Genomic DNA, 16,619 nt, shown 5'->3' with positions numbered 1-16,619 from the left:
TGGAAGTCTACGCGCAGAAGGGGGTCGACCCCAGCGCCTGTTCGGAACCGGCGGGCCCACACGGATTGTGCGTGCTCATCCTTGAACGAATTGACTCTATACGTATGTTCAGGGAGCATGGCGGTACTGAAAGTTTGTTGCGCCGGTGGCCTACCCACCAGACGAGGGAGCGAGGCATGGAAGAGCTGACTGAACGCCAGCGGGAAATCCTGGCCTTCATCGTCAAGGAGACGGAGTCGCGGGGCTTCCCGCCGACCATCCGGGAGATTGGCGAGGAGATGGACATCCGCTCGACCAACGGGGTGAACGATCACCTCAAGGCGCTCGAGCGCAAGGGCTACCTCAACCGGGGCGAGCAGCAGAGCCGGTCGCTGGTACCCACCAAGCGGGCGCGGCTGTTGCTCGGCCTGGGAGCGAGGAAGGAATCGGGGCTCATCGAAATCCCCCTGCTGGGCAAGGTGGCGGCCGGCGCCCCTTTGCTGGCCCAGGAAAACGTGGAGGACTCGGTCCGGATCGACAGCTTCCTGCTGGGCGGTCAGGGACGCGAGGTCTTCGCGCTCCGAGTGAAGGGCAACTCGATGATCGACGATGGCATCTTCGACGGGGACTACCTCTTCGTCCGGAAGACGCCGCAGGCCCAGGCCGGGGACATCGTGGTGGCGCTCATCGAGGACGAGGCCACGGTGAAGCGCTACTACCCGGAGGGCGAGCGCATCCGCTTCCAGCCGGCCAACGCCACCATGCAGCCCATCTACGTGAGCAAGGCGGACTTCCGCTCGACGATGATCCTCGGCCAGGTGGTCGGCGTGTACCGCAAGCTGCCGGGCGTAAAGCACTAGCCCCCGTTTCACTTCTCATCGGTGAGAAGTGGAATGTCCCAGGCCCGTTTCACTTCTCATCGGTGAGAAGTGGAATGGGCCTGTTGCGTTTCACTTGTCGTCGGCGACAAGTGGAATGCGCCCGCCTCGTTTCACTTCTCATCGATGAGAAGTGGAATCGCCCTCCCCTTTTTCACTTGTCGCCGGCGACAAGTGGATTGCACCGGATGGGCGTGCCGCACTTTTCCGCCTCGGGCGTTGCTCAGGGGCACTTCTTGAGCTTCACGCCATTGCTGGCGATCCGTTCACACACCGTGCGAACGGTGGCCTCGTCCTTCAGCTCCTGGGCCAGGGTGGCGGTGCGCAGCTGGAGGTCCAGGTCCTTGGCGTGGTCCGGCTCGGCGCTCAAGTTGGAGAGGATGCGCAGGGCGTCCGGCTTGCGGTCGAAGGTGGAGAGCAGCGCCGCCAGCTCGGTGAGCTCATGGATGTCCGAGCCGGAGACGGTCTCGAGCGCACGCCCCAGCTCCTCCTCGGCGGCCTTGCGGTCATCGCGGCTCAGGTGGAGGCGCGCGATGGCCACATGGACGACGGCGCGCTCCTTCACGCGCAAGGACTCGCGGTAGGCCGCGAGCGCCTCCTGGGGCTTCTCCAGCTTCGAGTAGATCTCCCCGACGAGCTCCCACAGCGTGGGATCCTTGGGAGACGCGGCAGCGGCATCGCGATAGGACGCCGCGGCGCGGAGCAGCTCGCCCGCCCGCACCTGCTCGTCGCCGAGCGCGGTGAGCAACTCGGGAGTCCGCACTCCCTTCCCCGTCCACTCGCCCAGGAGCAACAGGGCCTCGGCGTGACGCCCGTCTTCCGTGAGCACGTCGACGGCGCGCAGCACGAGGGGCGCCTTGCTGGCATCGGGGATCGCCTCGGCGGCGAGGACGAAGTGCTTCACGGCGGCGTCCTTCTCGCCGCGCTTGACGTGGAGTTCCGCCAGTTGCTCGAGGGCGTTGAAGTCCTTGGGGTTCAGGGCGAGCGCCTTGCCCAGTGAGCTCTGGGCCACGTCGCTCTTGCCAAGCTGGGCCTGGATGAAGCCGAGCCGGCTCCAATTGGTGGCGCGCCTGGAATCACGCTTGAGGGCGAGCTCGAACTGGGTGGAGGCCTCGTTGAGGCGGCCCATGGACAGGTAGACCTCGCCGATGGCCGCGGGCAGACGGGGGTCGTCCGGGGACAGCTCCTTCATCGTGTTGAAGGAGGTCAGGGCTTCATCGAACTTGCCCTGGAGGTACTCGGTGGTGCCCTTCACGTAGTAGCCCTCGGCCTGCTCCTTGGGAGAGGGCTGAGAGGGACGGTCCTCGCAACCAGCGGCGAGGAGGGCAAGCAGGGGCAGGACACGCCAGCGCGGGTGCATGTGGGGAGCTCCAGGCTCAGAAATGCCAGGCGATGCCGGCGTTGAGTTCGAGGTTGAGGCCGCTGCCCAGTCCCCCATCGGAGAGGCCGAGCATGGCCTGGGCTAGGTTGGTGGAGGCCTCGAGTTGGATGCCGAAATGGCCGGCGATGAGGTACTCGCAGCCGAAGAAGCCGATGACGGTGGGCAGCGGGCCGGTCTGCCGGAAGATGCCGAACTCGCCGAAGGACAGCTGTACGCCGACGCCCAGCCCCCAGTACGGACGCAAGGCGTGCTCGACGTTGTGGTAGTGGCGCAGGCCGAGCACGCTGGGCAGGACGTTGAGGCCACCCTTGCGCCCCGTGCCCTGGGCCGTCACGTAGGAGAGGCCCACCTGTCCGAAGACGATCCACTCGGGATGGAACTGGAAGCCGATCTCCACGTCGCCACCCGGGTTGAAGGTGGAGAGGTTGGAGATGAGGCTGTTGTTGAACCGCACGCCGAGGAGGAAGGAGCCCAATCCGGGGACCTTCGTGACGGTGGGCGCCTTGGCGATCGCGCGCTCCGTGGGCTCCGGGATGAGCATGGCGAGCAGTTGCTCCGCGACCGACACGGCGGCGCGAGGCAGGGCATCCCGCGCGGCGACCTCGATTCGAGGCCGGCCCAGGGCGCGTCCGCTCTCCGCGTCCATGAGGTGGGTGGTGAGGACGAAGCGGGAGCCGAAACCGTCGAGCCGGCCGGTGATGACGTAGCGAGCCTTGCTGGAGCCGGGCGTGCCGGGGGCGGCCTCGGGGCAAGGGCCGGCGGCGCAGACTCCCGCGAGGCGGACGGCCTCCTGATCCGACGCGGTGGACACCGCGAGACGGGAGGACTCGGCGAGCCGGCTCACGAGGATCGACGACACACCAGCGGCCTGCTCCCGGGCGTCCGCGTTGCTCTCCAGGGGAAGGAGGATGACGGTGAGGACGGGAGCGGGCTCCGGGGCCTCGGGAGCAGGCTCCGCGGCGGGCGACGCTGCCTCCGGCTCCGAGGAGGGCGGCTGCGCGCCAGAGGCCGTGCCGAGCAGGAGAACGAGCAGGAGTGGCGGAAGGCGACTCACGGGGCGCCACTCTAGTACCAGACGGCCCGCCCGGGGCGGCGAGAAGCGGGCCCGGCATGGGCCCACCTGCCCGCCCGGTACGCCCTCGGCCCGCCCGGGCACCGGGACGGAGGTGCTCAGCGGGCCTTCTTCACCCGGGCCACGAACACGGTGCCCAGCGCGAAGTAGAGGATGGCCACGGAGAAGATGACGGTGTAGCCCATCGTGGGCCGGCCCCCCTGCTTCCCGAAGGCATTGAAGGTGTCCAGCAACCACCCGGCGACGGGGGTGGCCAGGAACTGCGGCACCGTCAACGCCATGTGCCAGATGCCCATGTCCTTCGCCGCGTCGTCCATGTCCGGCAGCACGTCCGTGGCCAGCGCCCAGTTGACGCTCTCGTAGGCCCCGTAGCCCACGCCGAACAGGGCGCCGATGAACAGCGCCGCCAGGTAGTTGTCGTTGAAGATGAAGCCCGCGGCCACCACCGCCTGGATGCCTCCGGCGACGTAGACCACGCGCTTGCGCCCATACCGGTCCGAGAGCTTTCCGGCGATCACCGTGCTGGGCAGGGCCAGCAGGAGCAGCAGGCCCAACACGCCCAGCACGGCCAGCTCCGGCGTCGTGGCCAGCGTCCGGCCGAACACCGAGAAGTCCTTCACCACGTCCCTCAAGTAGAACAGGAGGAAGCTCTGGACGCTGAAGACGCCCATCGACATCAGCATCCGGGTGAGGAACACCCAGCGGAAATCCCGCGCGCCGAACGGCGCCACGAAGCCCTTCAGGAACGAGCCCCACTCAAAGGGCTTGGGCTCGGTGGTGAGCGGTTGCTCGCGCGTGCCCAACACGGTGATGAGCACGCCCACCACCAGGATGAGGCCAATGAGCATATAGACGCGGTAGATCTGCCCCTGGAACTCGCCCAGCGAGGCCTGCTGGCTCACCATGGAGCTCGCGAGGCCCATGCCCACGCCATTGCCGAGCAGCGTCATCAGCCCGTACCACCCGGCCACGGAGCCACGCTGATCCGGGTGCACCACGTCCGGCATGAGGGCCGTATAGGGCGCCGTGGCGACGTTGTTGGCGAAGTTGGCCATGAGGTAGGCCCCCACGTACAACCAATACGCGCCGGTGAAGCCCCACAGGCTGTCCGTCTCGAGGAAGGGGAAGGTGGCCATCCCCACCAGCGCCACCAGGTTGAGCGCCGTGCCCACCACCATGAAGGGCCGCCGCCGTCCCATGCGCAGCCGCACCCGATCACTCCAGGCGCCCAGCAGGGGCGGCACGAGGATGCCGGTGAGGGAGCCGATGGCGATCGCCGTCCCTACTCCGGCCCCCTTGGACTCGTCCCCCACCATGACGAGCACCTGTGACTGCACCAGGATGGTGAGGATGGCTCCCCAGTGCACGTTGCTGGAGAACCAGAAGAACGTCAGATAGAGCTGCTCCAGCGTGCCCAGCCGTCTGGACTCGTTGGGTAGCACCGCGGCCGTGGCTTCCAAGGTCGCCTCATTCCTGATGTAGCATGGGGCCCCATCATTCTGGCCCCGGCGCGTTTCGGTCCACACGATGCCCCGGAGCCCCCCACGAAGGAAAGAGGGCCCCATGCCTTCCTCCGCCTCTGCCCGTCCCCTGCTGTGCGGCTTGCTGCTCCTGGCATCCAACTCGCTGGCCCAGAGCCCCACCCGGGATGTCCCCGAGATTCCGCCCGCCGCGCCTCCGCTGAGCGGCATGCCCGCGCGGCGGCTCAACCTCGATCACTTCATCGGCGGTGGCGTCAATCCAACGGTGGCCGAGTACAAAGTGCGCGTCAGCCACACGCAGCGTCTGGGTCAGAGCGAGGACATCCTCTGGCGAGACACCTTCCTGGGCCTGGGCGGCCAGGTGCGCCTCAACCCCTGCTACACGGCGGTGGGGCCCACGGTGAACTGGCAGCCCATCGCCATCTTCAACCTCAAGGCCGTGGTGGATGCCTACGGTTTCTTCGGCACCGCCGGCATGCTCCAGTCCTTCCGCTCCCCGCTGGACGAGTACTCCGACGCGGTGCAGCGCGCGAACACCGAGTCCCAACAGACCTACGGCACCACCGGCTGGCACGCCATGCTGCAGCCAACCTTGCAGGCCCAGATCGGTCCGGTCGCCCTCCAGAACGTCGTCACGCTCGACTACTTCAACATGCGCCTGCGTAACGGGGACACGCTCTGGTACGACGCCGGCCCGGACACCCTGCTCCCCGGCCGCGGTTTGATGCTCACGGAGGAGGTGAACCTCGTCTACTTCGCCGGCCCGCTGACGTTGGGCGCCACCTTCCGCTACCTCCTGCCCTTCTACGACGAGGAGAACTTCCGGCCCGGCGAGGACGTGAAGGCCGCGAACAACTCCAACATGCGGCTGGGCGCGCTCGTCGCCTACACCTTCCAGGATGGAGGCTACTCCTCCTTCAACCACCCCACCGCCTTCCTCACGGCGACGTGGCACGTGAGCCACCGCTACCGCGCCGGCCAGGAGACGTCCCAGGCCATCCCCTTCGTGGGCCTGGGCTTCTCCTTCCAGCAGGACTTCGTCTACTAGGCCGCGTCGTCCGTGCGCGCCTGGGGGTTGAGTCCCAGGCCGCGCGCCAGCTCCTGGAAGGTGGCCACCGCCGGAGTCGGCGTCCGCGTCCTGTCCGGGCTGCTGTAGTCCACCTGGAACAGGCCGAAGCGCGGCTCGAAGCCCTCCGCCCACTCGAAGTTGTCCAGGAGGGACCAGTGGAAGTAGCCGCGCACGTCCACGCCCTCGTGGGCCGCGTGCACCACCGCCTCGAAGTGCTCGCGCAGGAAGCCGGGCCGGCGATCGCCCTTCCCGTCCGCCATGCCGTTCTCGGTGATGTAGATGGGGAGGCCCGCACGCCCGTAGCGCTTGAGCGCCTGGTAGAGGCCCTCGGGGTAGATGTCCCAGCCCAGATCGTTCACCGGCCGGCCCTCGGCCACGTACTGGCGTGACAGCGTGGGGCTCTTGAAGTCCGCGCGCACCATGTCCCGCGAGTAGTAGTTGAGCCCCAGGTAGTCATACGAGCCCTTCAGGTCCGGCACCGCCTCGTCCAGGTCCGCCATGCCCGGCACGGAGATCTGGATGCGGCCCGTGCGGTTCACGTCCACCAGCAACTGGTTGAAGAGGCGATCCGTGAAGCCCGCCATCACCCGATCCATGGGAGAGCGCGTGGCCGGCTGGAAGATGCGCACGTGGTGCGCGATGCCCACCCGCGTGGCGTGACCGTCCCCATCCGCGTCCACCGTGTCGTGCTCGCGCAGCTCCCGCGCCATGCGGGCGTGGGCGCGGATCTGCCGCGCCAGCACGTGCAGCCCCAGCTTCCCGTCCGACAGGCCCGGCGGCCACTCGCCCTTCATGTAGCCGAACGCCATCAGCACGTTGGGCTCGTTGAGGGTGCACCACAGGTCCACCTCGGCGCCCAGCTTGCGGGCCACCCGGCGGGTGTAGGCGGTGATCCACTCCACCGTCTTCTCATTGGCCCACCCGCCCTGGGCGGCCACCCAGCGCGGCAGGGTGAAGTGGTTGAGCGTCACCATGGGCTGGATGCCCTGGGCGCGCAGCATCCGCATCCACTCCAGGTAGCGGTCCGCCGCCGCCTCGTTCCACGTGCCCTCCTCGGGCTCGAGCCGGCTCCACTCCAGGGACAGCCGGTAGGCATTGGCCCCCAGCTCGCGCAGCAGCGCCACGTCGCCGGCGAAGCGGTTCCACGAGTCGCACGCCGCCCCGGACACGTCCCGGTGCTTGATGTGGGGCTTGCCGTCCGGGTACGAGCCCTTCTCCCACTCGGACCAGTCGTTGTCGTTGCCCCCCTCCACCTGGTGGCTGGCGGTGGCGGCCCCCAGCAGGAAACCGGACGGCAGCACCTGCCGCGCGGGAGGCAGGGGCGCCAGAGCGGACCTCGACGGGGCCGGCGGATGGGGCTCCGAGACCAGGGAACCGAGGGCGATCTTCGCGGCGTGGATCAGGCTCATGGGCGATCCCCTACCACGGGAGTCCACCCGCCGGGCAACCGGGACCGCCCGCGAGCGTCACGACGAGGGCAGCGGTCCCAGATAGTCGAGCGGATCCACCGGCTTGCCGCCGACACGGACCTCGAGGTGGAGCTGGGGGCCGCTCGTCTTGCCGGACTCGCCCACGGTGGCGATGACCTGGCCGCGCCGCACCTTCTGGCCGGTGCGCACGCGCAGGTCGCGGTTGTGCGCGTAGAGCGTGATGAGGTGCTCCGAGTGCTGGATGATGACGATGAGCCCGTAGCCGCGCTGCTCGCCCGCGTACAGCACGGAGCCCTCCTGGGCGGTCTTCACGGGCGTACCCGCGGGCGCCGCGAGATCGATTCCATCATGCGGCTCGCGGCCCTTCTTCCCGAAGCGGGCGTACAGCACCCCGCGCAGGGGCCAGTCCAGCATCCCCTTCGTCTCCGGCACGGGGCGGGAAGGCGCCTGGGCGGGCGGGGGCCGGGGCGTCAGACGTGACGGCGCGGTGACGACGACGGGAGGCCTGGCCGGGGCCGCGCTCCCGGACGCGGGAGGCTTCGAGCCCGGTACCGGCCGCCCCCTCTCGGGTTCCGGCGTGGGAGCGGACTCGGTGGCCACCCGCACCGGCTTCTCGAAGCCGGGGATGATCAGCTCCTGACCAACGGCGAGGGTACGTGGGTCGGAGATGCCGTTGACCTCGGACAGCTCCTCCACGGTGATGCCGTAGGTACGGGAGATCCGGTACATCGTCTCGCCCGGGGCCACGGTATGCCGGACGGCGACGAGCTCCGGCTCCGGGTGGGGCTCGCGCAGCTCTCCGAGCTCCACGGGGGGCGACTCGGAGACAGGCGCGGAATCAGCGACAGCGGGAGGACGGGTGACGCCCGGCGCCACCGCGCAGCCGGTGGTGGCGAGCAGCGCGAGCAGCAGCAACCCCGCTGCCCGCGCTGGACTGGCGCCCGCCACCGCCAACCTCAGTCGCCTCCCCTGCCCACGTCGCGGCGTGGGAAGCCTTCGAGGTTCCAACCCGCCAGGCCCTCCAGGCCCTGGGTGTCGGTGAGATCGAAGTGGAGGGGCGTCACCGAGATGCGGCGATCCTGGAAGACGGCGTTGCAGTCGCTGCCGGGGATGTCCTCGTGCTCGTAGGTGCTGCCGCCGATCCAGTAGTACTTACGGCCGCGCGGGTCTTCCTTCTCCACCACGTCGTAGCCGTACGAGTGACGGCCCAGGCGGGTGACGGCGTAGCCCGTGGGCTCGCCCCGGGGGATGTTGACGCTGAGCAGCATCCGGGCCGGCAGCCTGGGCTGGGCGAGCGCCGCCGCCACCAGCGAGCGGGCGAAACGCGCCCCGTGCTGGAAGTCGAACGGCGCGCGCGACACCAGGCTGAAGGCGATCGACGGGATGCCCAGCAGCGCCGCCTCCCGGGCAGCCGCCACCGTACCCGAGTAGTTGACGTCGTCGGCCAGGTTGGCCCCGTGATTGATGCCAGACACCATGATCCGGGGACGATCATCCTTCATGAGGTGATGGATCGCCAGATAAGCGCTGTCCGCCGGGGTCCCATCCACGGCGAACCAGCGCTCACGGACCTCTGTGATCCGCAGGGGGCGGTTGAGGGAGATGGAGTGCGAGGCCGCGCTCTGCTCGCGGTCCGGCGCCACCACCCACACCTCCCCCAGAGGGCTCACCGCGTCCGCCAGGGCCCGCAGGCCCTCGGAGAAGTAGCCGTCGTCGTTGGAGACCAGGATGCGGGGTTTCTTGTCGGCCACGTCTCTCTCGTTTCCTTACTTCAGGCCCTTGATGGCCCGCTTGCCCGCGTAACGCGCCCCGGCGCCCAGCTCCTGCTCGATACGCAGCAACTGGTTGTACTTGGCGATGCGATCCGAGCGCGACGCGGAGCCCGTCTTGATCTGACCGCAGTCGAGCGCCACGGCCAGGTCCGCGATGGTGGTGTCCTCGGTCTCGCCCGAGCGGTGGCTCATCACCGAGGTGTAGCCGGCCTTGTGGGCCATGCGCACCGCGTCGAAGGTCTCCGTGAGGCTGCCAATCTGGTTCACCTTCACCAGGATGGAGTTGGCCACGCCGCCCTGGATGCCGCGGCCCAGGCGCTCCACGTTGGTGACGAAGAGGTCATCGCCCACCAGTTGGATCTTCTCGCCGAGCGCGTCGGTGAGGCCCTTCCAACCCTCCCAGTCGTCCTCGGCCATGCCGTCCTCGATGGAGACGATGGGGTAGCGCGCCACGAGCTGCTGGTAGTAGTCCAGCATGCCCTTGCCGTCGAACTCCTTGCCCTCGCCCTTGAGGCGGTACTTCTTCGAGCCCTTGTCGAAGAACTCGCTGGCGGCCACGTCCAGCGCGAGGAACATCTGCTCGCCGGCCTTGAAGCCCGCCGCGGAGATGGCCTCCATGATGAGCTTGAGGGCTTCCTCGTTGGCCGGCAGATCCGGGGCATAACCGCCCTCGTCACCCACGCCGGTGGCCAGCTTGCGGCCCTTGAGGATCTTCTTCAGCGCGTGGAAGACCTCGGCGCCCCAGCGCAGGCCCTCGGAGAAGGAGGGAGCGCCCGCGGGCACCACCATGAACTCCTGCACGTCCACGCGGGTGTCGGCATGGGCGCCGCCGTTGAGGATGTTCATCAGCGGCACCGGCAGGGTGCGGGCCTGGGCGCCGCCAATGTAGCGGTAGAAGGGAAGGCCGAAGGCATCCGCCGCCGCGCGCGCCGTGGCCATGGACACCGCGAGGATGGCATTGGCGCCCAGCTTGCTCTTGGTGGGCGTGCCATCCATCTCCAGCATCTGCTGGTCCACCGCGTACTGGTCCGCCGCGTCCATGCCCACCAGCTCGGGGGCGATCGTGTCCACGATGTTGGAGACGGCCTTGCGCACGCCCTTGCCCAGGTAGCGATTCTTCTCCCCGTCCCGCAGCTCGAGCGCCTCGTGCTCACCGGTGGAAGCACCGGAGGGTACCGCCGCACGGCCCTTGGCCCCGCCCGCCAGGAAAACCTCGGCCTCCACGGTGGGGTTGCCGCGGGAGTCGAGCACTTCACGCGCCACGATTTGAGCGATCTCTGTCATGGCGCCGGGTTCTAGAGGACACCTCCAGCCCTCGCAAGCCTGCTCGAAGGGAGGACTGCTACACTGTCAACCCCCCGAAGTCCCGTTCACCGCCCTATGCCGCCCCCACGCCGCCCCATCACCCCTGGACCCGACCCCTACCCGAATCAGCGTGGCCGAGGCGCGCTCCTGGGGCTCGCCGTGGGAGATGCGCTCGGCGTCACCTTCAAGGGGAAGCTCCTCCCCGCCCCACCCTTCCCCCAACTGGCGGACATCCCCCACCGGACGCTCAAGGGGGGCGGCCCCTTCGAGCTGCGCAAGGGCCAGGTGGGCGAGAACGGACAGATGGCGAGCTGCCTGGGCGTGGGCCTGCGCGAGCTGGGGAGCTACGACGCGGATCAGCAACTGCGCCGCTACCTCGCCTGGCAGGGACACGCCGCCGGCATGAGCGAGTACATGACGGAGGTGCTGACGGAAGTGGCCGAGTCCGGCCTGCCCAAGGCGACGGCCGGGCGGCGCATGTGGCTGAAGGGGATGCGGCGCGTGGCCCACAACGGCAGCCTGGCGCGCACGGCGCCCCTCGGCGTCTTCTTCCACGAGGACACCCAGGCCCGCGTCCAAGCCTCGCTCGCGGACTCCGCGCTCACGCACTTCGATCCGCGCTGTCAGTTGGCGTGCGCCGCCTTCAACGGCTCCATCGCGCACGCCCTCACCGCGGGCGAGCGGTTGAAGAGGGAGGACCTCATCACCGCCGCGATGAGCGGACTGACGGTGGGCAGTGCCATCCTCGGCCGCTCGGCCGCCGACTACGTCCAGGAAGTCACGGTCGCCACCACCTTCCTCAAGGAGGACCTGGCCGCGGCCCAGCAGGATGACCCGATGCTCTACTGGCCGGACCTGCACATGCACCGGAAGCAGGACCATGTGCGGGTGGCCTTCCGGCTGGCCTACTGGGAGGTGCTGCATGCCCCCAGCTTCGAAGCCGGGATGCTGGACATCATCAACCGGGGTGGGGACACGGACTCGAACGGGGCCGTCGCCGGCGCGCTCCTGGGTGCATTCCACGGCGAGGACGCCATCCCGTCCGAGTGGCGGCAGGGCGTGCTGGAGGCGATGGGCCCCGGCTCGGGGCCGCTCGGGTCGCTCTACCACCCCCGCCAGTTGTTGCCGCTAGCGCCGGAGTGAGGCGTCCCCCAGGGCCAGAAAGCACGAAGCCCGCGTGGGCCGTCCCCGTGACAGGACGTCCACCGCGGGCCTCGGAAGCGCGGGAGCCGCTCAGGCGAGCAGATCGATGATGATGACGCCGCGCTGCGGCTTCTCGTCGTCGTCGGCCTCGGACCGGCGCTTGGGGCGCTCCTCGGGCAAGGGAAGCGGGATCTCCAGGGCGGGACGGTCCCGCTCTTCCCGGTTCCGTTCCCGGCGCTTGATTTCCTCGATGATGAAGGCGTCGAGCATGGGTTCGGTTTCTCCACTCAGCCTACGTACCCCGATGTACGCCCGCCATCCCGCTCCTGGTTTCCTGCCACCCTATCGGCTTCCGAGTACTTCAAATGCAAATTAAGGACCCTGGTTCCTTCCTGAATACGCGCAAGCAACCTCGCATGCTTGCCCGTCGACCACCCGGCTCCTGGCGTTGGCGGAAATGTCCAGGAAACGAAATGGTCTCGAACCACCGGACGCCGAGAACGTTGACTGGATTCTAATCGAGCCAGCGCCCCCCGCAAGCGCTCCAACCCGGCAGAGTCTCCTGGACATCCGGAGTGACGGCTCTTCCCGGATCCGCTCCGTCCACCCGCCTGCCCTCCGGCGGACCGGAGGGCTCATGCCGCACAGTGTCGAAGCTGGACGCGGGTGTTCCGGGGACTAGGCGCCCTCGGACCGGCGCTTGAGGGCGTCCAGCATCTTCGGCAGCGACTGGTCCACCAGGGCGTTGAGGATGGCCTTGGGAACCAGGGGGCCCACGGCCACATCCACGCTGTAGGTGACCTTGGTGCGGCCCTCGCCCTCCGGCTCCAGCACCCAGCTGCCCTTGTTGTCCTTCATCACCTCGCCCTCCACGAAGGACCAGGACATCCGCTTGGGCTTCTCCTCGCGGGCGAGGATGGTGTAGCGGATGGTCTTGATCTTGAAGTCCACCTCGTAGTGGACCTTCACCTCGTCGCCCTTGCGGTCCGAGGTGCGGATCTTCTTCACCTCGTCGAGCCACTCGGGGTAGCGGTCATAGTTGGTGACGATGTCGTAGACCTTCTCGGGCGGGGCGTTGACGACGATGCTCCGTGAGGCGCCAGGCATGGTGCGGGTCTCCTCGATGGGGGTTGCCTAGAAGTTGTAACCCGGCTTGCTGTCCAAGCGGTGACGAGACTGGATGAAACGCACCGTGCCGGTCTTGCTGCGCATGACCACCGAGTGCGTCTCGCAGCCGTTGCCGAAGAAGCGCACGCCGCGCAGGAAGTCGCCGGTGGTGACGCCGGAGGCGGCGAACATGACCTCGCCGCCGGCCAGCTCCTCGGCCGTGTAGATCTTCGACATGTCGGTGATGCCCATGCGCCTGGCGCGGGCGATCTCATCGCTGTTGCGAGGCACCAGGCGGCCCTGCATGTCGCCGCCCGTCGAGCGGATGGCCGCGGCGGTGATGACGCCCTCGGGAGCGCCGCCGATGCCCATCAGCACGTCCACGCCGGTGTCCTCGAAGCAGGTGGCGATGCCGCCGGCCACGTCCCCGTCATCGATGAGGCGGATGCGCGCGCCCGCGGCCCGCACCTCCTTGATGAGGTCCGCGTGCCGCTCCCGGTCGAGGATGACCACGGTGAGGTCCGCCACGTAGACCTTCATCCGCTCCGCGATGGCGTGGAGGTTCTCGGTGGCGGTGCGGCGCAGGTCGATGGCGCCCCGGGCGCGGGGGCCCACGGCGATCTTCTCCATGTAGGTGTCCGGCGCGTTGAGCAGCTTGCCCTTGCCGGCCATGGCCACCACGGAGATGCTGCCCGGACGTCCGTAGGCGCACAGGTTGGTGCCCTCGAGCGGATCCAACGCGATGTCCACCTCCGGATCCTCCGGGTTGCGCCGGCCCACCTTCTCGCCGATGTAGAGCATGGGGGCCTCATCGCGCTCGCCCTCGCCGATGACCACCGTGCCCTGAATCTGCAGGGCGTCGAAGGCCCGGCGCATGGCGTCCACGGCGGCCTGATCCGACTCGTTCTTGTGGCCGCGGCCCATGAGCCGGGCGGAGGCGATGGCCGCCATCTCGGTGACGCGCACGGCCTCCATTGCCAGGTTGCGATCCATTGTGGTGTCTCCTTGGAAACGACGTGAAGAAGTGGGGACTCAGGGCGCTGCGTGCAACAGGCGCACGACCGCGTCCGGCAGGCGGGTGGGCTTGCCGTCGCGGCCCACGCAGGCGTGCACGGTGCGCCCGGTGCACAGGAGGGTATCCGGGCCCCCCTCGCGGAAGATCTCGTAGGTGAACGTCAGCGACACGCGCTTTACCTCGCTCACCCGGGCACGCACGAGCAGCATGTCCTCGTAGCGAGCGGGGGACTTATAGGAGGCAGTGGCCTCCACCACGGGCAGGGCCAGCCCCTCGCGCTCCACCTCGCGGTAGCTGCCTCCGCGGGCACGGAAGTACTCGCTGCGGGCGAACTCGAAGTAGCGGAAATAATTGGCGTAATACACGACCCCCATCTGGTCCGTGTCGCCGTAGATCACTCGGATTCGTGCTTCGACCATGAGTCGCGGCGACCGTAACAGGGGAGTGTGCGCCCGGAAAGCATGGGGCGCGGGAGTTGGTTGCTTCTGAGCAGGAGGCATGGAGGATCCATCTCCATGCTCCGCACCCTGTCCCTGCTGCTGCTGCTCACCGCCCTACCCGCCCTGGCGGCGCCCCCCCGGCTGACGCTCTTCATCACCGTGGACGCGCTGGGCTCGGATCTGCTGCTGCGCTCGAAGCCTCGCCTCAAGGGAGGGCTGCGGCGGCTCATCGACTCGGGGGCCTTCTACCCGTACGCGCGCTATGGCTACGCCAAGCCGCGCACCGCGCCGGGCCACACCACCCTGGCCACGGGGGCCAACCCCTGGCGTCACGGCATCGTGGACAACCGGATCATCGACCGGGCCACGGGCAAGCCCGAGCGCGTCTTCCCGGATCCCGCGCACCCGGTGTTGGAAGCGCCCCTCTCCATGGAGGACGTGAGCCCGGCCAACCTCATGGCGGAGACGTTCGCGGACCGGCTGCGGTTGTCCACGCAGGAGCAGGGCAAGGTGATCGCATTGTCGGGCAAGGCGCGATCGGCCATTCCGCTGGCCGGCCGGCTCGGGCAGGCCTACTGGTTCGACGAGACGGTGGGAAAGTTCACCACGGGCACCTGGTATACGAAGGAGCTGCCGGACTGGCTGAAGGCCTTCAACGCCGCCAACCCCACCGCCGCGTGGTTCAACAAGACGTGGGAGCCGCTGCTGCCCCGCACCGCGTACGTGGGGGAGGATGATCGGCCCTACGAGGGCGAGCACTACGGGCTGGGGCGTGTCTTCCCGCATCCCCTCACCGGTGGCCTCCCCTCCCCTGGCCCCCAGTCCTATACGGCCTTCGCCATTTCTCCCCTGTCCCTGGACCTGGTGGTGAAGGCGGCCCGGGCGGCCATCGAGGGAGAGGGCCTGGGCAAGGACGAGGTGCCGGACGTGCTCGCGGTGAGCTTCAGCGCCACGGATCGCGTCTTCCACCAGTACGGCCCCAACTCGTGGGAGATGCAGGACACGATGCAGCGGCTGGACAAGGCGGTGGGAGACCTGGTGGCCCTGGCCGAGCGTGCCGCCGGTGGGCGGGCCAACCTGCTGGTGGTGCTCTCGGCGGACCACGGCGGCGCGGCGGTGCCCGAGCACTGGGCGGCCTCGGGCGTGGGGGCCGAGCGGGTGGATCCGCGCGCCCTCTCCAAGGGGCTGACCGAGGCGCTGCGGGCGCAGTTCGGCGGGGACATCACCGCCACCGTCGAGGAGCTGGACGTGTACCTGGGCGGCAAGACGCTGGAGGGCGGCAAGGTGGACGGGGCGGCGGTGCGGCGGGCCGCGGCGGCCTGGCTGGTGAAGCAGCCGGCCATCACGCTGGCGGTGGCGAGCGATGACCTCTACACGACGCCGGACGTGGCGGGGCTGGTGGAGCCCATGCGGCGGGGCTACTACCCGGGACGCAGCGGCGACGTGCTCTTCGTGGTGAAGCCCTTCCACGTCATCAGCACCGAGTCCGTTGGCACCAACCACGGCACGCCGTACGCGTACGACCAGCTCGTGCCCGTCATCCTGGCGGGCAAGGGAGTGAAGCCGGGCATCTACCCCCGGGAGATCAGCACCACGGACGTGGCGCCCACCGTGTCGGCGGTGCTGGAGATGAACCTCCCCGCGTCGGCCGAGGGAGAGCCCCGTTACGAGGCCCTCGTCCCCAGCCGCTGAGCGGACGGCCTACCGCGCCTGGACGATCTCCAGGGACAGGTCCATGGCGCGCGCCGAGTGGGTGAGCGCGCCCATGGACACGAAGTCCACGCCGAGCTTCGCCAGACGGGGCAGGCGCTCCAGGGTGATGCCGCCAGACACCTCGAGCGGGATGCGGCCGGCCGTGAGCTCCACGGCGCGGCGGATCTGCTCGTCGTCCATGTTGTCGAGCATCACCACGTCCGCGCCCTCCTCCAGCGCCTCGGCGAGCTGATCGAGGTTGGTGACCTCGATCTCGATCTTCACCAACTGGGGCGCATTGGTGCGAGCGCGGCGGAGCGCCTCGCGGACGGAGCCGCCCACGGCCGCGATGTGGTTGTCCTTGATGAGGACACCATCGAAGAGGCCGAAGCGGTGGTTGAAGGCACCACCGGCCTTCACGGCCTGCTTGGACAGCGAGCGCATGCCGGGGGCTGTTTTCCGCGTGTCGAGGATCCGCAGCTTCGTGCCGCGCACCGCGGACATGACCTGCTGAGCCATGGTGGCCATGCCCGAGGTGCGCTGGATGATGTTGAGGGCGGTGCGCTCGGCGGTGAGGAGCGCGCGCATGCGGCCGTGAACCCGGGCCACCAGGGCCTTGGGTTGTACCTCCTGCCCATCGCGCGCGAGGAGCTCGACCTTGACGTCGGGATCCACGCGCACGAAGACGCGGGCGAAGGTGTCCAGCCCGGCGAGCACGAGCCGCTCCTTGGCGATCAGCTCGGCGGAGCCCTGGGCGTCCGCGGGAACGAGGGCTTCGGTGGTGATGTCCCCCGCCGCCCCGAGGTCTTCCTCGAGGGCGAGCGAGATGAGGCGATCCAGGAAGGCATCCATGTG

The 16,619-nt window shown here is 68.8% G+C and carries 16 protein-coding genes; 4 read left to right on the top strand and 12 right to left on the bottom strand.

Annotated elements, in window-relative coordinates; translation table 11 throughout:
* Positions 1-176 precede the first annotated feature (176 nt).
* Positions 177-839 carry a transcriptional repressor LexA gene (lexA, locus tag Q664_RS39335; RefSeq protein WP_043408269.1) on the top strand — a complete coding sequence of 221 codons (663 nt, stop codon included), beginning with the start codon at positions 177-179 and terminating at the stop codon, positions 837-839.
* Between the two features lie 241 nt (positions 840-1,080).
* Here lexA and Q664_RS39330 read toward each other — a convergent pair whose 3' ends face one another.
* The 3 genes from Q664_RS39330 to Q664_RS39320 form a co-directional block, all read right to left on the bottom strand.
* Positions 1,081-2,217 carry a tetratricopeptide repeat protein gene (locus Q664_RS39330; protein ID WP_043408265.1) on the bottom strand — a complete coding sequence of 379 codons (1,137 nt, stop codon included), beginning with the start codon at positions 2,215-2,217 and terminating at the stop codon, positions 1,081-1,083.
* A gap of 16 nt (positions 2,218-2,233) precedes the next feature.
* Entirely contained in the window at positions 2,234-3,292 is a 1,059-nt protein-coding gene (locus tag Q664_RS39325) for a hypothetical protein (RefSeq protein ID WP_200883832.1), read from the bottom strand.
* Between the two features lie 116 nt (positions 3,293-3,408).
* Positions 3,409-4,770, bottom strand: coding sequence for an MFS transporter (locus Q664_RS39320; RefSeq protein ID WP_160174597.1), 1,362 nt, complete (start codon positions 4,768-4,770; stop codon positions 3,409-3,411).
* A gap of 103 nt (positions 4,771-4,873) precedes the next feature.
* Between Q664_RS39320 and Q664_RS39315 the strand changes: the two genes are divergently transcribed.
* The gene (locus Q664_RS39315) at positions 4,874-5,839 is read left to right on the top strand and encodes a hypothetical protein (protein ID WP_043408262.1); all 966 of its coding nucleotides are present in this window, start codon (positions 4,874-4,876) and stop codon (positions 5,837-5,839) included.
* Here Q664_RS39315 and Q664_RS39310 read toward each other — a convergent pair.
* From Q664_RS39310 to eno, 4 genes are read right to left on the bottom strand one after another with little or no spacing between them, the layout of a single operon-like run.
* A complete protein-coding gene (locus tag Q664_RS39310) occupies positions 5,836-7,269 on the bottom strand; it encodes a glycoside hydrolase family 1 protein (RefSeq protein WP_052519215.1) in 1,434 nt (477 codons plus the stop codon). The two genes, Q664_RS39315 and Q664_RS39310, sit on opposite strands and share 4 nt — an antisense overlap.
* 57 nt (positions 7,270-7,326) lie before the next feature.
* Positions 7,327-8,238 (bottom strand): M23 family metallopeptidase, encoded by a 912-nt coding sequence (locus Q664_RS39305; RefSeq protein WP_043408378.1) that lies wholly within the window; start codon positions 8,236-8,238, stop codon positions 7,327-7,329.
* Between the two features lie 8 nt (positions 8,239-8,246).
* Entirely contained in the window at positions 8,247-9,041 is a 795-nt protein-coding gene (surE, locus tag Q664_RS39300) for a 5'/3'-nucleotidase SurE (protein WP_043408259.1), read from the bottom strand.
* 15 nt (positions 9,042-9,056) lie between these two features.
* Positions 9,057-10,346 (bottom strand): phosphopyruvate hydratase, encoded by a 1,290-nt coding sequence (gene eno / locus Q664_RS39295; RefSeq protein ID WP_043408257.1) that lies wholly within the window; start codon positions 10,344-10,346, stop codon positions 9,057-9,059.
* A gap of 96 nt (positions 10,347-10,442) precedes the next feature.
* Between eno and Q664_RS39290 the strand changes: the two genes are divergently transcribed.
* Positions 10,443-11,510: an ADP-ribosylglycohydrolase family protein gene (locus Q664_RS39290; RefSeq protein ID WP_043408254.1), complete on the top strand. Its 1,068-nt coding sequence runs from the start codon at positions 10,443-10,445 to the stop codon at positions 11,508-11,510.
* A gap of 90 nt (positions 11,511-11,600) precedes the next feature.
* Here Q664_RS39290 and Q664_RS39285 read toward each other — a convergent pair whose 3' ends face one another.
* From Q664_RS39285 to Q664_RS39270, 4 genes are all read right to left on the bottom strand, one after another.
* Positions 11,601-11,780: a hypothetical protein gene (locus Q664_RS39285; protein WP_043408251.1), complete on the bottom strand. Its 180-nt coding sequence runs from the start codon at positions 11,778-11,780 to the stop codon at positions 11,601-11,603.
* A gap of 408 nt (positions 11,781-12,188) precedes the next feature.
* The gene (locus tag Q664_RS39280) at positions 12,189-12,617 is read right to left on the bottom strand and encodes a type II toxin-antitoxin system RatA family toxin (RefSeq protein WP_043408249.1); all 429 of its coding nucleotides are present in this window, start codon (positions 12,615-12,617) and stop codon (positions 12,189-12,191) included.
* Positions 12,618-12,644: 27 nt separating this feature from the next.
* Complete coding sequence (glpX, locus tag Q664_RS39275; protein ID WP_043408244.1) at positions 12,645-13,610, bottom strand: class II fructose-bisphosphatase; 966 nt, start codon at positions 13,608-13,610, stop codon at positions 12,645-12,647.
* Positions 13,611-13,649: 39 nt separating this feature from the next.
* Entirely contained in the window at positions 13,650-14,051 is a 402-nt protein-coding gene (locus tag Q664_RS39270; RefSeq protein ID WP_043408241.1) for an acyl-CoA thioesterase, read from the bottom strand.
* 96 nt (positions 14,052-14,147) lie between these two features.
* Here Q664_RS39270 and Q664_RS39265 point away from each other — a divergent pair, with 96 nt between their 5' ends.
* Positions 14,148-15,764, top strand: a complete 1,617-nt coding sequence (locus Q664_RS39265) for an alkaline phosphatase family protein (protein WP_052519214.1) — start codon at positions 14,148-14,150, stop codon at positions 15,762-15,764.
* Positions 15,765-15,773: 9 nt separating this feature from the next.
* Here Q664_RS39265 and nadC read toward each other — a convergent pair whose 3' ends face one another.
* On the bottom strand, positions 15,774-16,616 hold the full coding sequence (gene nadC / locus Q664_RS39260; RefSeq protein ID WP_084610700.1) for a carboxylating nicotinate-nucleotide diphosphorylase: 843 nt from the start codon (positions 16,614-16,616) through the stop codon (positions 15,774-15,776).
* Positions 16,617-16,619 lie beyond the last annotated feature (3 nt).

Origin of the sequence: Archangium violaceum Cb vi76 (assembly GCF_000733295.1) — a bacterium.
Classification (GTDB): domain Bacteria; phylum Myxococcota; class Myxococcia; order Myxococcales; family Myxococcaceae; genus Archangium; species Archangium violaceum.
Note: the sequence above shows the minus strand (reverse complement) of the source record. Positions and strands in the feature narration are given on the sequence as shown.

What these genes read in the sequence shown, in the direction of transcription:
- lexA (WP_043408269.1), top strand. Translation starts at nt 177, where the DNA reads ATGGAAGAGCTGACTGAACGCCAGCGGGAAATCCTGGCCTTCATCGTC.
- Q664_RS39330 (WP_043408265.1), bottom strand. Translation starts at nt 2,217, where the DNA reads ATGCACCCGCGCTGGCGTGTCCTGCCCCTGCTTGCCCTCCTCGCCGCT.
- Q664_RS39315 (WP_043408262.1), top strand. Translation starts at nt 4,874, where the DNA reads ATGCCTTCCTCCGCCTCTGCCCGTCCCCTGCTGTGCGGCTTGCTGCTC.
- Q664_RS39310 (WP_052519215.1), bottom strand. Translation starts at nt 7,269, where the DNA reads ATGAGCCTGATCCACGCCGCGAAGATCGCCCTCGGTTCCCTGGTCTCG.
- eno (WP_043408257.1), bottom strand. Translation starts at nt 10,346, where the DNA reads ATGACAGAGATCGCTCAAATCGTGGCGCGTGAAGTGCTCGACTCCCGC.
- Q664_RS39290 (WP_043408254.1), top strand. Translation starts at nt 10,443, where the DNA reads ATGCCGCCCCCACGCCGCCCCATCACCCCTGGACCCGACCCCTACCCG.
- Q664_RS39285 (WP_043408251.1), bottom strand. Translation starts at nt 11,780, where the DNA reads ATGCTCGACGCCTTCATCATCGAGGAAATCAAGCGCCGGGAACGGAAC.
- Q664_RS39280 (WP_043408249.1), bottom strand. Translation starts at nt 12,617, where the DNA reads ATGCCTGGCGCCTCACGGAGCATCGTCGTCAACGCCCCGCCCGAGAAG.
- glpX (WP_043408244.1), bottom strand. Translation starts at nt 13,610, where the DNA reads ATGGATCGCAACCTGGCAATGGAGGCCGTGCGCGTCACCGAGATGGCG.
- Q664_RS39270 (WP_043408241.1), bottom strand. Translation starts at nt 14,051, where the DNA reads ATGGTCGAAGCACGAATCCGAGTGATCTACGGCGACACGGACCAGATG.
- Q664_RS39265 (WP_052519214.1), top strand. Translation starts at nt 14,148, where the DNA reads ATGCTCCGCACCCTGTCCCTGCTGCTGCTGCTCACCGCCCTACCCGCC.
- nadC (WP_084610700.1), bottom strand. Translation starts at nt 16,616, where the DNA reads ATGGATGCCTTCCTGGATCGCCTCATCTCGCTCGCCCTCGAGGAAGAC.